The sequence below is a fragment of the Parabacteroides massiliensis genome, from assembly GCF_900155425.1.
Taxonomy (GTDB): domain Bacteria; phylum Bacteroidota; class Bacteroidia; order Bacteroidales; family Tannerellaceae; genus Parabacteroides; species Parabacteroides massiliensis.
Map to the genome: position 1 here is coordinate 1,567,451 of NZ_LT700191.1, position 14,843 is coordinate 1,582,293.

The window sequence follows — 14,843 nt, forward strand, 5'->3', positions numbered from 1 at the left end:
ACGTTGGAAATAATTAATATTCAATTTTCAAACATACAAATATATGAAATTAACTAATCTAATACCTATAAAAGCGGGAAAAACGCTTTCCCGTCTATGTATAATTGGAGCTCTATCTCTTGGAAGTTCGTTCGTATTTGCTCAAAATCAACAGGTCCGCTTGTCCGGAAATAATTTGACCTTAAAGTCGGCTTTCAAGCAAATCGAACAACAAACAAAACTCTTCGTAGATTACAACACCCAAGATGTCAACGATTCACGCGTAATCAAAAAAATACCGGCCGGCAACAACGTCAAAGACATCCTGGAACAATTATTGGAAGGCACCAACTGCTCCGTCACATTCAGCAACGGCCATATTATCATTTCCAAGAAAGCCCCAGCATCTTCCAAAACAAAAAAAGTCACCGGCGTAGTCAAAGATGAAAAAGGCGAACCGGTCATCGGCGCAAATGTTGTGGAAAAGGGGACGACGAATGGTATCATTACTGATATTGATGGGAATTTCGAATTGAATGTCGTATCTTCTTCTGTATTGGAGATTTCTTATATTGGATATATTTCCCAAGAAATAAAAGTAGGCAATGATGATCAATTCAGAATTAGACTGGTAGAAGATACACAAAACCTAGACGAGGTGGTAGTGGTTGGATATGGTATGTCCCGCAAAAGAGATATAGTTAGTGCAATGGCTAATGTTAAAGGAAAAACTTTTAGTAGTGCATCCACCAGTAATGTTCAAGATATTCTTCAAGGCAAGGTTGCAGGTTTGGATATACGGACTTCACGTTTCCCGGGTGATAATCAGTCAATAAACATTCGAGGAGCCAGATCTCTGAATGCAGGTAATAGCCCTTTGGTAATTGTCGATGGCGTTCCTGGGAGTCTCAGCGATTTGAACTCTTATGATATCGAATCGTTAGAAGTTTTAAAAGATGCTGCCAGTTCTGCAATTTATGGATCTATGGGAGCTAATGGCGTGATATTAGTTACAACCAAGCGAGGACGGAAAGGGGTTAAACGAGAAGTTAATTTCAATTCGTATGTCGGAGTAAATGTTCCGCATATGATTAAAATGCAATCCGGTGGACAATATGCTCAATTCCGTCGTGATGGCTATCGTTTTGCACATGGTTGGGATAACTCTTTTACGGATGAAGACGTGTTCTCTGCATCAGAACTGGATGTCATAAAGAGTGAAGATTATACGGATTGGCAGGATCTTATGTATCGGAATGGATTTATACAGAGTTATCATTTGGGGATCAGTAACAGTGGAGAGAAAACACAGTTGTATCTGTCGTTCAAATATGATGATGAGCAAGGTTATTATCGGACACATGATGTTAAAAATTTGAATTTAACTCTTACTGCAGATCATGAGTTGGCAAGTTTTTGGAAAATTGGTTCTTCAATTCGTTTACGTCGTAATGACAATTCTGGATATAAAACTATCGGAAACGATATTTTGTATATGACTCCACTTGCTAAGCCATATAAAGAGAATGGAGAGATGGACTTTTTTCCTAATCCTATAAATACATCCGGATATAACCCTCTTGCAAACTACCTTCCAGGACAATTTATAGATGATACCCAAAAAAATATCATTAATTTGAATTTGACATCTGATATCAAAATAACCAATTGGCTCAGTATGCATACTAACTTTGGGTTCATATACAATAATTATGAAAAAGGTTATTTCTATGGTAAGGATTCTCATAATAATAAAGGAGTTAAAAATTCTTCTGGTAAAAACTATAACAAGTATGATCAGTATACATTGAACCATATTATTTCATACGATAAGAGTTTTGGCGATCATCATCTCACTGCTGATCTGGTAGGTGAAATACAAAGTTATCGTTATGAAGAGTCGGCTCTTTCAGGAGAAAACCAACCAGTAGAATATACAACCTATCATAATTTGGGAACAAATAGTGATAATATAAAAATCAGTAGTGGTTATAAAGAATGGTCTTTGGCTTCCGGATTAGTTCGCGTACGGTATAATTATAAAAATAAATATTTCTTGAATGGAGCGATCCGTGCGGACGGTTCTTCCCGATTGGCAAAAGGAAAACAGTGGGCATTTTTTCCATCAGGAGGTATTGGATGGAGTTTGAAAGATGAAGATTTTTTATCAGGTACAGAATGGATTAGTGCACTTAAAGTAAGGTTTTCTTATGGTACTGTCGGCAATACAGCTATCAGCCCATATCAGACCTTATCTTCTCTTACACAGGACAAATATCTTTGGGGTGAAGGTGACAGTGATAAATTCTATGTATATTATCCGGGATCCATTATTAATCTTGATTTGGGTTGGGAAATATCGAGAACAATTAATGCAGGATGGGACTTTGGTTTTTTTAATAATAAGCTTAATGGCTATATTGAGTTCTATAATACAAAAACAAGCGATCTTCTGATGAAAAGGGCTATTCCTACATTTACAGGCTTTAATGAAATCTGGCAAAATATAGGTAAAACTCAAAATAAAGGTTTTGAATTCAATTTAAATTATGCACCTGTGAGGACAAAAGATCTGAATATAGACTTTACTTTCAATGCTTCTCGTAACTGGGAAAAGATTCTGGAATTGATCAGTGGAGAAGACTTGCCTAATAATAAATGGTTTATAGGAGAGCCTTTGTCTGTCTTGTATAATTATGAGAAATTGGGTGTTTGGCAATATGGTGAAGAAGAAGAGGCTGCTAAATATAATGCATCTGTTGGAGATCTGAAGATTAAAGATCAAGATGGAGACGGGACCATCAGTGCTGCAAAAGATAGAGTTATTTTAGGACAAGAACGTCCTAAATGGATCGCTTCTTTAGGAGCAAATATTCAATATAAGAATTTAGATTTTTCATTCAATATCAATTCGAGATGGGGATATTCTTTCAATCTGGCTCCATTCAATGACGTTGTTTTGGATGGACAAAGATGGCTACCTGCTGTAGATTATTGGACTCCTGACAATCCGACGAATAATTATCCGAAAGCTGATCAATCAAACGGCTGGGATACCTATAGATCGGCAAACGGATATCAGAAGGGTGACCATATTAAACTACAAGATGTTACTGTAGGGTATAGTTTTGATAAATTATTATCTAAGACATTTATCAAAAAAGCCAGATTTTATGTGCAATTGAGAAATGTAGCCTATTTGTATAAAGCAACTGATTTCGGTATCATGCCAGAAGCACCGGATATGAATTATACAATTCCGAGTAGTTATAATTTTGGAGTTAACGTAACATTTTAAATAATATCATATTATGAAAAATAACATCATTGTATATTTAATAACATCGATTTTACTATTGTCCTCATGTGATAGTTATTTGGAAGAAAATCCCAAAGGTCTCATAAGTGATGCTTATGCAAAAACAGAGGAAGGAGTTGAATCTCTCATATTAAGTTTATATCAACAAAATCGTTATTTGCCACAGAGACTTATGCTGTTTGCTGACACAGGAACAGATGTGACAACTTATGGTATGAAAGGAACAGGTTGGGCTTATGAATCGTCTTATTATGATGACGCAAAACTTATATCGAATAGTGTAAATTCTGAATATTGGAAATATTTGTATCAAATATTAAATATAGCAAATACGGGTATCCAATATTTAGAGGAGACTCCGATCTCCAGTGAAAAAAAGAAAGAGCAACTCACTTCTGAAGTATATGCTTTACGTGCTTTTTATCTTTTTTTGATCGTTGAGACTTATGGCCCCGCTTCCCATTACGCTGATACTCCTTCTCAAACAGTAATAACGGAAGGATTCCAGCCAGGTATTGCTACTTTCTATAAAAGAATTTTGTCAGACTTGGATATCGCTTTTAAAAATCTGGATATACCACAGAATACAAAATGGGGACGTATGAATATAGGTGTTGCAAAAGCTATAAAAATGCGTGTACTCATGGCTTTGGCAGCTTATGAAGACAATATTATTACAGAAGCTGGTTACACGAAACAGCAATGTTACGAAGAAACTATTATGCTGTGTAACTCTCTTATTAATGATTACAATTATAAGTTGTTAGAAGATTATGCTTCAATCTTTGATGTAAATAATCAAATCAATGATGAAATTATTTGGTCTATCCAATATACTCGTGATTTGGTTTATAATGGTATGGATGGGAAGAAGATTGATTGTAATTTTTTGCATCGTTATTTTGTTGGTTGGTGTAATAAATCTGTAACTAACAGTAATCAAAATATAGATGGATTATGGAGCCATTCGCGTGTATATGGACGAGAGTTTCGGGTTGGCATGCCGACATATTATTATATCTCTTGCTTTAATAAGTATGACAAACGTAGGGAAGAAACGTTCCAGACGGCATGGTGCAGGATTCCGGATAACTGGAATAATGATCCAGATTATTCTGATACTTTGCTTATTCGTACTTTGGATGTCGTATCTCCGGAATTTGTACAAACTTATAAAAATAGAGGGATTGTTGTTGATAATTTATCTGACATCTATGATACGGTTACTGGTATTCCGACTATAGACGGTCGCTCTTGTTATCATACTATAACCAAATTTTTAGATCCGAGCCGGGATGAGGCAAAGCGGGAAGAAGGTTTTAAAGATGTTATTCTATTACGTATGGGAGAGGTTTATATTACATTGGCAGAAGCATATGTTAGAACGAATCAGGTTGATAAAGCAGTGAATACTATTACTGATTTGAGAAAACGTACTTTAATTCCAGGTCGTGAAGAAGAAATGAAAGTTACAGCTTCAGATATGAATATTGATTTTATTTTGGAAGAAGGGGCACGTGAATTGGGATGTGAATTGAATAGATGGTATATGTTAAAACGGTCAGGAAAGCTTGTTGAATGGGTGAAAAAGCATAATCCGGATATCTCCTTGATTCAAGATTATCACATTTATCGTCCTCTTCCACAAGATGCATTATATGAAGTAAGTAATTTGGATCAATTTGTTCAAAATAAAGGTTATAAATAAATTATTAAAATATATATATTATGACTAAAATATCACGAAGACATTTTTTAGCTGTAACCGGAGCAATAACTGGCTCTGCTTTATTGAACCCGTTATCCGAAATTAAAGCTGAGAATATAGAAATTTCAACTCCTACAGTTAAAAAGACCCGTATAGCGCTTATTGGTACAGGATCAAGGGGAATATTTATGTGGGGAAGAGATTTGGTGAGGGAGTATTCCAATTATATTGAATTCGTTGGACTTTGCGATATCAATGAAGGACGTGTTGAAACGGGAAAAAGAATGATCGGAGTCTCTTGTCCTACATACACGGATTTTGAAAAGATGATGAAAGAAACAAAACCTGAGGTGTTGATCGTTACAACAATGGATAGTACACATCATCAGTTCATAATCCGTGGAATGGAACTTGGTGCAAATGTCATCACTGAAAAGCCAATGACCATTGATGAAAAGAAAATACAGGCAATTTTGGATGCAGAAGAAAGAACCGGAAAACATTGTCGAGTTACATTTAATTATAGATATTCTCCTCATAGGGCTAAAATATGGGAGTTGCTTCGTGCCGGAGAAATAGGTGATATCACTTCTGTAGATTTTCATTGGTATCTTGATACTTCACACGGAGCCGACTATTTCCGGCGTTGGCACAGGCTTGTTGAATGTAGCGGTTCGTTATGGGTACATAAAGCCAGCCATCATTTTGACCTTTTAAACTGGTGGATCGATAGTGATCCGGAAAGTGTATATGCATTAGGTGAATTGAATTTCTACGGTAAAAATGGAACGATGAGGGCGAAAAATTGTCGTACCTGTTCCCAAACCAAGCAATGTCCGTTTTTCTTTGATATTACCAAGGTTAAAAGCCATATGGATATATATGTAGCCAACGAAAAATATGATGGTTATTTACGTGATGGTTGTGTATTTAGAAATGATGTCAATATTTTCGACAAAATGGCAGCAACTATCCATTACAAAAATGGGGTACAGGTAGCATATTCGTTAACAACTTATTCTCCTTATGAAGGTTACCGTATCGCTTTTAATGGAACAAAAGGTCGGTTAGAAGCCTGGATACAAGAGTCACGAAAAACTTCAGATGTAAATTATGACGAGATTGTGTTGTTTAAAAACTTTTCTAAGCGAGAATATATACATATACCGTTTGGAACTTCTGGACATGGAGGAGGTGATGCCCTTCTGAAAGATCAATTGTTCCTTCCTAATGTCGATGATCCGTATCGTCAGTGCGCTAACAGTAGAGATGGGGCATTAGCTTGTTTGGTAGGGATAGCTGCACGTAATAGTATAGCAACGAAGCAACCTGTGAAAATTGCAGATCTTACTTCTATATCTCCAATGGAAAAGAAACAGTATAAAAGAATTCTCTAATAATGTGGTAGCAATTGAGGATTATATAAATTCGAATTTTTGAATTGCTTCTTATAGAGGAGTGTAGAATCTGCACTCCTCTCTTTAGCTTCAAATAGAATACTTATTTTTATAGCTTTTGATAATACGTAAACGGTCTGTAAAGTTGTTACGCCCGTTATGCCCAAGAAATATTAAACAGTAAATAGCACTTTATGAGAAAGAAAACACTTGTACTTTCCCTCCTTTTGGCCTGTGCGACCGCTTTCGGCCAGTCGTCCTACGACTTGGTGATCGTCGGCGGCAACCCCGGAGGAATCATGGCAGCTATCTCGGCTGCCCGGATGGGGAAAAAATCGGTGATACTCGAACGTACCCCTTATGTCGGCGGACTTCCCGCCAACGGACTCGGAGCGACCGACATCGCCACCCGTGCCGCAACGACCGGCCTGTTCCGTGAGTTTGTGGACGGAGTGAAGCAATACTATATCGACACCTACGGTCCTGACTCCGAACAGGTGAAGGTATGCAGCGACGGCTACCACTTCGAACCTTCCGTCGGGGCACGCATCTTCCAAAAGATGCTCGACGGACAGAAGGATAAGATCACGGTCCTGACCATGCGCCAGTTCGATGCCGAAGACGAAAACATAGTCATGCGCGACAACCGCATCGAAAAGATCCGCATCCTGAACCGCGAAACCGGGGAGATGGAGGAATACACCGGTTCTGTATTCCTGGATGCCACCTACGAAGGTGATCTCGGAGCCGCCGCCGGCGTTCCTTTCCGCGTAGGGCGCGAAGGGAAAGACGAGTTCGGTGAACCCGGCGCCGGACGTGTCTACAAATATTGGGGCGGTCCGGAAGGGAACGGCAGCACGTTCAAGAAAGACAATGCCGTGCAGTCCTATAATTACCGCCTCTGTCTGACCAACAATCCGGCAAACCGCGTGGCTTTCACCAAGCCGGCCCATTATAACCGCGAAGACTATGCCTCTATCGTGGAGGACGTCTGGACCGGACGCAACACGGATGCCGCCATGCAACGCGTAACCTCCGAAATGATGGAAGAGAACCGGAAACATATCAAGGCCGGCAATCCCTCCAAACTTCTGGGCGACAAATGGGGGATCGCCAAGATCACCAACATCGTCCATGTCCCGAACATGAAGACGGATGCCAATAACCAGCATGGCGTGTTCGTCTCCACCGACCTGCCGGAGGAAAACTGGCCCTGGCCCACCTCTTCGTGGGAATGGCGCGACAAGTTCGCCCAACGTCTGCGTGAATACACCGAAGGCCTTTTCTGGTTCGCCCAAAACGATCCCGAACTGCCTGCCCACTTCCGCAAAGCGGCAAAAGAATGGGGGCTTTCGAAAGACGAATATGCGGACAACGGGCATTTCCCGCGCCAAGTCTACGTCCGTGAAGGCCGTCGTTTCGAAGGCGTGTATTTCTTTACCGCCAACGATGCCATCCCGGTAACGATCGGCAGCCGCCCGCCTATCCACGAAAGCAGCATAACGGCCAGCCATTATGCACTGGACTCGCATGCGGTGCGGAAAAGAGAAGAAGGAAGGGTACATTTGGACGGCTTCCTGAGCTATCCGTCGGCAGTCTACACTGTTCCTTATGGCGTGATGGTCCCGAAAGAGGTGGACAACCTCCTGTTGCCCGTCCCGGTGTCAGGTTCTCACATCGGATTTTCCACCCTGCGCATGGAGCCCTGCTGGATGGCGATGGGACAGGCCGCCGGTATCGCTTCGGCCCTTTCGATCGACGAGAAAGTTAAGGTGCAGAACATCGACCTCTCCCGCCTGCAGGACAAGCTGGTTGACCAGAAGGCGACACTCATGTATTTCAAGGATGTGGATTACACGAGTCCCCACTTCCGCATGATCCAGTATCTGGGACTGCGCGGCTACCTCCCCGAATGGAATGCACGTTTGCAGGACCCGGTGGATGCTGCGACCCTTGCCGCTTGGAAAAAACTGAGCGGAACAAACCTATCAGGTATAGAAGCCGGGAAAACAACAAGATTGGCGGCTTTGGAAATGATTTATCAGAAAATAAAATAAAAAAAGGGCGGTCTGGGAAGATCGCCCGCGTATATCAATCTTGTTAAAAAAAGGAATGAGTTATTCTGTTGGAATATGCATCAATCACGGCTCTTTCATTTAAAGTAGAAGTAATGATATATTGCCCCTTACCCGATTCATTGTGAATCGGACATTTCTTTTATCTCTGTATGTCAAATAGTTATGCTTTTGTCAAAATCTATTTTTTGTCATTTTTGGCGAAGAAAACGTAAAAGTCTGGTAAAGCCCATTGATACCTCCCTCATGAGTTCAGCCATCCCCTTTCTCTTGTCATCCCTCTTTTTACGGAGTCCTTTCCATATAGAGAACAGCGAGTGTACAATTCTTTGTATGGTATCAAGGTTTTTGGCGGCTCTTGCCGACTTGCGTTTTATCCTGTCTTGCAGCAGATTATAATCCAGTGTCCAGTGCATGCTTTCTATCGACCAGTGATTGCGCACCAACGAACCCAACTCCGGAGTGTCTGTTGGCAGACTGCTCACATACAGCCTCTTTTCAGTGGTCTGTGCGCCAGACGACTTCTTTATCGTGTTGGATTCATATACTATAACCGTCATGCTTCCTCTCCATTTTTCCTTGTCTGCTATGATGTCAAGACCGTCAAAGATACGATAGGTTCTGGTTTCGATTCTGCCGTGCCCAAGTTCCGGTCCCTCCGTGTAGGAATACACAGGAGGCTGTCCCTTGAGTCTGTCTTCCACGCCATAACGCAGGGATGGTTGGTTCGCTTTTAGCTCTATAAGGAAATCCCCCCGTTCTCTCTGATTCTGTCGATGATACACTTTTGCATGGACATGGCATCGGCTGTGACTATTTTTCCTGATATGTTGATTTTGTCGATAAGCCGCGGTACGGCTTTAATCTCATTGCTTTTCTCCCGGCAGGCTTCGGTTGCCAATGTGATGCCGGTATTGTATGAATACGCCGACACGATATCGGGATTGCGCCCGTTGTCCAACACGGTGCCACGCTCGGCTTTGCCATCCACGCAGATTATTTCCTTATCTCCTTCTGCCTTGTACAGTCTTCGGTGGAACAACTCCGCAAACTCCTGCATCCTGTCTGCAAGTGCCAGTTCATCGATACCGTGTTCCACGCGGCAGAGAGTCGCCTCGGACGGCACACCGTTCTTCAGCATGCCCAATTGGCGGAATTTCTTAAGATTGTATCTGCCGAATTCTATTATCTCGGTTCTGCCAACACACTTTGAGGCGCGGGCAAGTATCATCAGCATGATGATGTCATCGAGTCTGTGACGAATATTTCCTTTGTCTGATCTTCTAAAATCCGGTACGGATGAAGAGAATTCCTTCAGTTTATACAAAATACTGTCTCGTGAACCGAATTTATTTACTACTTTTGTGGCATGATTGTGTGCGTTCGCTCCAATCAAAATAACTTGGTCGAGTGGTTTGATTTGATTCATAACTATTTGATTGTTAACTATAAAGTCACGAAAAATCTGCCATTCGACCTATTTATTTAAGTACTTATTTTGCTGAAAATCAAAGAAATCCGTATCATCGGAAGCATATCTTCCAATCATAGAATCGCCCCATGAATTATGAACCGTGCGAGCAAAAAGCGCACTCACCATCCAAGGAAACATTCACTATAAAATAACAACATTTTTAAGTGAGCAACGAAATCTTAAATGAAAGAGCCGTGGTACAAGAGTATTATCGCTTGAAAAAAGCAGAAGGAAGAGCATCCAAGATGCATTGTATTGAGATATAACCATTATATTTGTAGAAACAATGTTTTGTTTGTTGTCTGTGAAATAATGATTCTATGAATGAACAAATAGGAGAAATCTCCATGAAGGAGGATTTGTTTAAAAACGATCTATAAATCAATAATATCATGAATAATAAACTAATGTTACTGACGGCAGCTTCATCCTTTTCAATGGCAGGTATGGCTGCGGATTACACGAATATCGTCCTGATTAATTTGGATGATGTGGGTTATGGAGATTTTTCTTGTAACGGGGCTTACGGGTATACCACTCCGAATATCGATAGAATGGCGGCGGAAGGCGTTCGTTTTACACATTTCTTGGCGGGACAACCGATCAGTGGAGCGTCTCGGGCCGGCTTGTTGACCGGTTGTTATCCGAATCGTATCGGTTTCTCCGGCGCTCCGGGGCCGGATTCTAACTATGGGATTCATCCGGACGAGATGATGATCGCTGAAGTATTGAAACAGAAAGGATATAGTACCGCTGTCTTCGGTAAATGGCATTTGGGAAGCCAAAAAGAGTTCTTGCCTTTGCAAAATGGTTTCGACGAGTATTATGGTCTGCCATATTCTAACGATATGTGGCCTTTCCATCCGCAACAAGGCGAAGTCTTTAATTTCCCCGATTTACCGACTTACGACGGGAATGAGATTATCGGTTATAATACGGACCAGACACGGTTGACAACGGATTATACCACCCGCTCGGTCAATTTCATCAAAAAGAATAAGAATAAACCGTTCTTTTTGTATCTGGCTCATAATATGCCCCATGTCCCGTTAGCTGTCTCCGATAAGTTCAAGGGGAAGAGCGAGCAGGGCCTGTATGGCGATGTGATGATGGAGATCGACTGGAGTGTAGGCGAGGTGTTCAAAACATTGCGTGAGCTGGGCTTGGAGGATAATACGTTGGTGATCCTGACTTCCGATAATGGCCCTTGGGCTAATTACGGCAACCATGCCGGTTCTGCCGGCGGTTTGCGCGAGGCAAAGGCTACAACTTTTGATGGAGGTAACCGGGTTCCTTGTATCATGTATTGGAAAGGCAAGACGATTCCGGGTACGACTTGCAATAAGCTGGCTTCTAACATAGACCTTCTTCCTACATTCGCTGAGATCGCGGAGGCGCCGCTTCCTTCCCGCAAGATTGACGGAATCAGTATCTTGCCGTTGATCGAGGGCCAAAAGGACGCCAACCCGCGCGAGTCTTTCGTCTATTATTATCATAAGAATGACTTGGAGGCTGTTACGGATGGAATGTTCAAATTGGTATTCCCTCATAAATATGTTACTTACGGAGCTTACGAACCGGGAAATGACGGCCAGCCGGGACGGTTGACGAACTTGGAGATCATGAAACCGGAGATGTATGACTTGCGTCGTGATCCGGGTGAACGCTATAATGTGATTACCCAATATCCGGAAGTAGCGGCGAAACTGATGAAGATCGCCGACCAGAAGCGCCATGAGTTAGGAGATGATTTGACTCGCGTGAAGGGAACTGAGCGTCGGGAACCGGGTTTGGTGAAAGGTAAAGAACGTCATGATTTGTGAAACAGTTTCTAAATAGGATGTGGAGAATATGAAAAAGCGACTGTATTTATTATGGGTGTTTTTGTGTTGTTCGGTTTTTTTATTCGGACAAGGGAAGAAACAGAAATACGATGTGGCAGCATTCCTCTATCCGGCCTATGCTTCTGACGATCCGCGTTTGCGTCCGTTTTGGCCGATGGGAATAGGCGAATGGGAAACGGTTATGACAATGCAGAAAAGGAATCCCGGACATTATTGGAACCGTAAACCATTGTGGGGGTATATTAATGAAGCAGACCCTTCTGTCATGTCGATGGAAATAGAACAGGCGACAAAACATGGCGTAAATGTTTTTATCTTTGACTGGTATTGGTATGACGGCCGTCCGTTTATGGAGACGACTTTGGACAATGGTTTCCTTAAAGCAGAGAATGTGAATAAAATGCAATTCTACCTGATGTGGGCAAATCATGATGTGCTAAATCTCTGGGATACGCGTTTGGCCAATGTAAAAGAAAATAATGTCATCTGGACGGGCAAGGTGGATCGGCAGGAGTTTGAAAAGGTCTGTAAACGCAATATCGAAAAGTATTTCAAACATCCTCAATATTATAAGATAGACGGAAAACCTGTTTTTATGATTTACGATATACCGCAGTTGATAGCGGGATTGGGAGGAATCGAAGAGACAGCTGATGCGTTGAAATGGTTTAAAGAAGAAACGAAGAAGGCCGGATTTCCGGGGCTTGAGTTGCAGATAACAATGTGGTCCATTAATTTGAACTATAGCGGTTTGGATGCAGGAAAGACGACGGATCCGGGGAATTCTTTTGTCAAGAAGTTGGGATTTACGAGTGGAACTCATTATCAGTTTGCTCATTTCACCAACGTAAATGAAGATTACAATGTGATTATGGATGCTGTTGAAAGGGAATGGGAACGCATAGATTCTTCTTATGACTTTACTTACTATCCGCATATAAGTGTGGGATGGGACAACAGCCCCCGTACAGGCGTTAGTGCTGTTATGAAAAACAATACTCCTGAAAACTTTGAAAAAGCACTTCGTAAAGCAAAAGCCTTTGTGGACCGGCATCCGAAGCAGAAACCATTAATAACAATCAATAGCTGGAATGAGTGGACCGAAACCAGTTATCTGATGCCTTGCGATATGTTCGGATATGGTTATTTGGAGGCCGTTAAACATGTGTTTGTCGATTCTGATTGACGACACACTGTTATCTTGTTGAAAAATAGAGGCATATAACTCTGTTGAAATGTTTCCCGGATAGGATGTTGGAGGAAGATGATTTGATCATAATCCAAAATTTATTTATATTTGGGGCAAAGGAGATAAACAGGAGAAGTATGTTTAATACCACAGATGAGAAATTGATAGAGGCGATCAGGGGAAACGATTATATCAGCTATAACAAACTGTTTGAACGTTACTATGGCCGCCTTTGTCAATATGTCTATAGCCTGCTCATGGATAAAAGCGATACGGAAGATGTTGTGCAGGAGCTTTTTCTGAATATATGGAAGAACCGGGAAAGAATCGAAATCAAAGAAAATGTTGGCGGATATCTTTATAGGATGGCTAAACATTTGGCCTTGAACCACCTTCGCTCAAAAGTCCATTTTAATAACCTATCGGAAGCTCAGGATCAGTTATCGTATGAAGACAACCGGGTCGAGTCTGAAGAATTTCGGGTCGCTCTTTATGGCTGTATCGATCACCTTTCGGACCGCTGTAAGGAAGTGTTGTTGTTGCATCGGATAAAAGGATTGAAACAAAAAGAGATCTCGGAAAAACTTGATATCTCGGTAAAAACGATTAAAAATCAGATATGGACATCTCTTCAAAGGCTGAAGAGGTGTTTGGAATTAAAAGGAATATAATTTTTTTCAGGTCCGGAATAGGACCTTTTTTTATTTGTTGTGTCATATAATAAAAGCAAGATTCATGGAAGAACAAAAACAGATGAAAGATTATATCATCGACTATCTGCTGGACGGTGAAGATGAGAAACATCTCGATCCGGTATTGGCTGAGTGGTTAGCCGAAGATGAATCCCATAGGAAAGAATTTGATTTGTATAAAAAGATTTGGGAAGAATCTCGGCATTATACGGAACCCTCGGCTTTCGATTCTGATCTTGCCTGGGAAGAGGTTGACCGGATAAACCGGCGGAGAGTTTATTTCCGAAGATATTGGAAAAATATATTGTATGTGGCTTCCGGAACGGCAGCTTCTTTGTTGGTGATTCTTGCGTTGTCTTTCATGGGGGTTTTTGAGAAAAACTCGGACACGCAGGTTCGGATGAGTGCTGCTAATGGAAGTCGTTCGGAGATTGTTTTGCCGGATGGATCTATGGTAAAGTTGAATTCAGGTTCTGAAGTGATTTATGCTTATGATTCGAAAAAGAAAATACGGGAGGTTGATTTTCAGGGTGAAGGTTTCTTTGATGTTTCAAAAAGCAAAGCTCCTTTTATAATAAAAACGGCCGGAGGGTTGAATGTGAAAGTTTGGGGAACTTCCTTCAATCTGCAGGCATATGCAGACGACCCGATAGTCCAGGCCTCTTTGGTCGAAGGGTGCATTGAACTGGAAAGCGGGGAAGAGAAGCTGATTATGAAACCCGGCGAAATAGCCGTTTTTGATAAGGAGACAAATAAGATTAAACAGATGAAAGGAGTGTTGTCGCACTCTTATGGCTGGCTGGATAATAAATTGTACATGGAAGATATGCCATTGTCTCTTGTGTGCAGGTATCTGGAAAGATGGTATGATGTCAAGATTACGGTTCAACCCGGATTAGGCGAAAATATTCGTTATAACGGAGTCATACAGGAAGAAACCGTAACGGATGTGATGGATGCGTTATCTCGCTTGAGTAATATCTGCTATCATGTGAAAGGAAAACATATAAGTATAACCTCTAAATAAAATTGCCTATGAAATAAATAGAATGCCATGAATACACAAAAACGGGAAATGCTGCAACATCTCCCGTTATGAGCTTGATCATAAAATTAGTGCTTGCAACACTAATAGTTAATTAATAATCAATTTACAAATATATGAA

Annotated in this window: 8 protein-coding genes and 1 pseudogene; 8 read left to right on the forward strand and 1 reads right to left on the reverse strand. The window is 41.2% G+C overall.

Annotation, left to right across the window (positions count from 1 at the left end; translation table 11 throughout):
• Nucleotides 1-43 precede the first annotated feature (43 nt).
• The 4 genes from BQ9893_RS17375 (at nt 44) to BQ9893_RS17390 (ending at nt 8,460) form a co-directional block, all read left to right on the forward strand.
• On the forward strand, nt 44-3,277 hold the full coding sequence (locus BQ9893_RS17375) for a TonB-dependent receptor (RefSeq protein ID WP_075967089.1): 3,234 nt from the start codon (nt 44-46) through the stop codon (nt 3,275-3,277).
• Nucleotides 3,278-3,290: 13 nt separating this feature from the next.
• Entirely contained in the window at nt 3,291-5,006 is a 1,716-nt protein-coding gene (locus BQ9893_RS17380; RefSeq protein ID WP_075967090.1) for a RagB/SusD family nutrient uptake outer membrane protein, read from the forward strand.
• Between the two features lie 11 nt (nt 5,007-5,017).
• Nucleotides 5,018-6,403, forward strand: a complete 1,386-nt coding sequence (locus tag BQ9893_RS17385) for a Gfo/Idh/MocA family protein (protein WP_075967091.1) — start codon at nt 5,018-5,020, stop codon at nt 6,401-6,403.
• Between the two features lie 194 nt (nt 6,404-6,597).
• Complete coding sequence (locus BQ9893_RS17390; RefSeq protein ID WP_075967092.1) at nt 6,598-8,460, forward strand: FAD-dependent oxidoreductase; 1,863 nt, start codon at nt 6,598-6,600, stop codon at nt 8,458-8,460.
• 209 nt (nt 8,461-8,669) lie between these two features.
• Here the strand turns inward: BQ9893_RS17390 and BQ9893_RS22580 are convergent.
• Nucleotides 8,670-9,907: pseudogene (locus BQ9893_RS22580) on the reverse strand (ISAs1 family transposase).
• 437 nt (nt 9,908-10,344) lie between these two features.
• On the opposite strand from BQ9893_RS22580, the gene BQ9893_RS17400 reads away from it, so the two are divergent.
• From BQ9893_RS17400 to BQ9893_RS17415, 4 genes are all read left to right on the forward strand, one after another.
• The gene (locus BQ9893_RS17400) at nt 10,345-11,775 is read left to right on the forward strand and encodes a sulfatase family protein (protein ID WP_075967093.1); all 1,431 of its coding nucleotides are present in this window, start codon (nt 10,345-10,347) and stop codon (nt 11,773-11,775) included.
• A gap of 28 nt (nt 11,776-11,803) precedes the next feature.
• Nucleotides 11,804-12,982, forward strand: coding sequence for a glycosyltransferase WbsX family protein (locus BQ9893_RS17405; protein ID WP_081415487.1), 1,179 nt, complete (start codon nt 11,804-11,806; stop codon nt 12,980-12,982).
• Between the two features lie 140 nt (nt 12,983-13,122).
• A complete protein-coding gene (locus tag BQ9893_RS17410; RefSeq protein ID WP_075967445.1) occupies nt 13,123-13,656 on the forward strand; it encodes an RNA polymerase sigma factor in 534 nt (177 codons plus the stop codon).
• A 64-nt stretch (nt 13,657-13,720) separates the two neighbouring features.
• Complete coding sequence (locus BQ9893_RS17415; RefSeq protein WP_075967094.1) at nt 13,721-14,704, forward strand: FecR family protein; 984 nt, start codon at nt 13,721-13,723, stop codon at nt 14,702-14,704.
• Nucleotides 14,705-14,843 lie beyond the last annotated feature (139 nt).

Excerpts from the sequence above, each read along its gene's own strand:
- BQ9893_RS17380 (WP_075967090.1), top strand. The coding sequence starts at position 3,291 with ATGAAAAATAACATCATTGTATATTTAATAACATCGATTTTACTATTG.
- BQ9893_RS17400 (WP_075967093.1), top strand. The coding sequence starts at position 10,345 with ATGAATAATAAACTAATGTTACTGACGGCAGCTTCATCCTTTTCAATG.
- BQ9893_RS17390 (WP_075967092.1), top strand. The coding sequence starts at position 6,598 with ATGAGAAAGAAAACACTTGTACTTTCCCTCCTTTTGGCCTGTGCGACC.
- BQ9893_RS17375 (WP_075967089.1), top strand. The coding sequence starts at position 44 with ATGAAATTAACTAATCTAATACCTATAAAAGCGGGAAAAACGCTTTCC.
- BQ9893_RS17415 (WP_075967094.1), top strand. The coding sequence starts at position 13,721 with ATGGAAGAACAAAAACAGATGAAAGATTATATCATCGACTATCTGCTG.
- BQ9893_RS17405 (WP_081415487.1), top strand. The coding sequence starts at position 11,804 with ATGAAAAAGCGACTGTATTTATTATGGGTGTTTTTGTGTTGTTCGGTT.
- BQ9893_RS17410 (WP_075967445.1), top strand. The coding sequence starts at position 13,123 with ATGTTTAATACCACAGATGAGAAATTGATAGAGGCGATCAGGGGAAAC.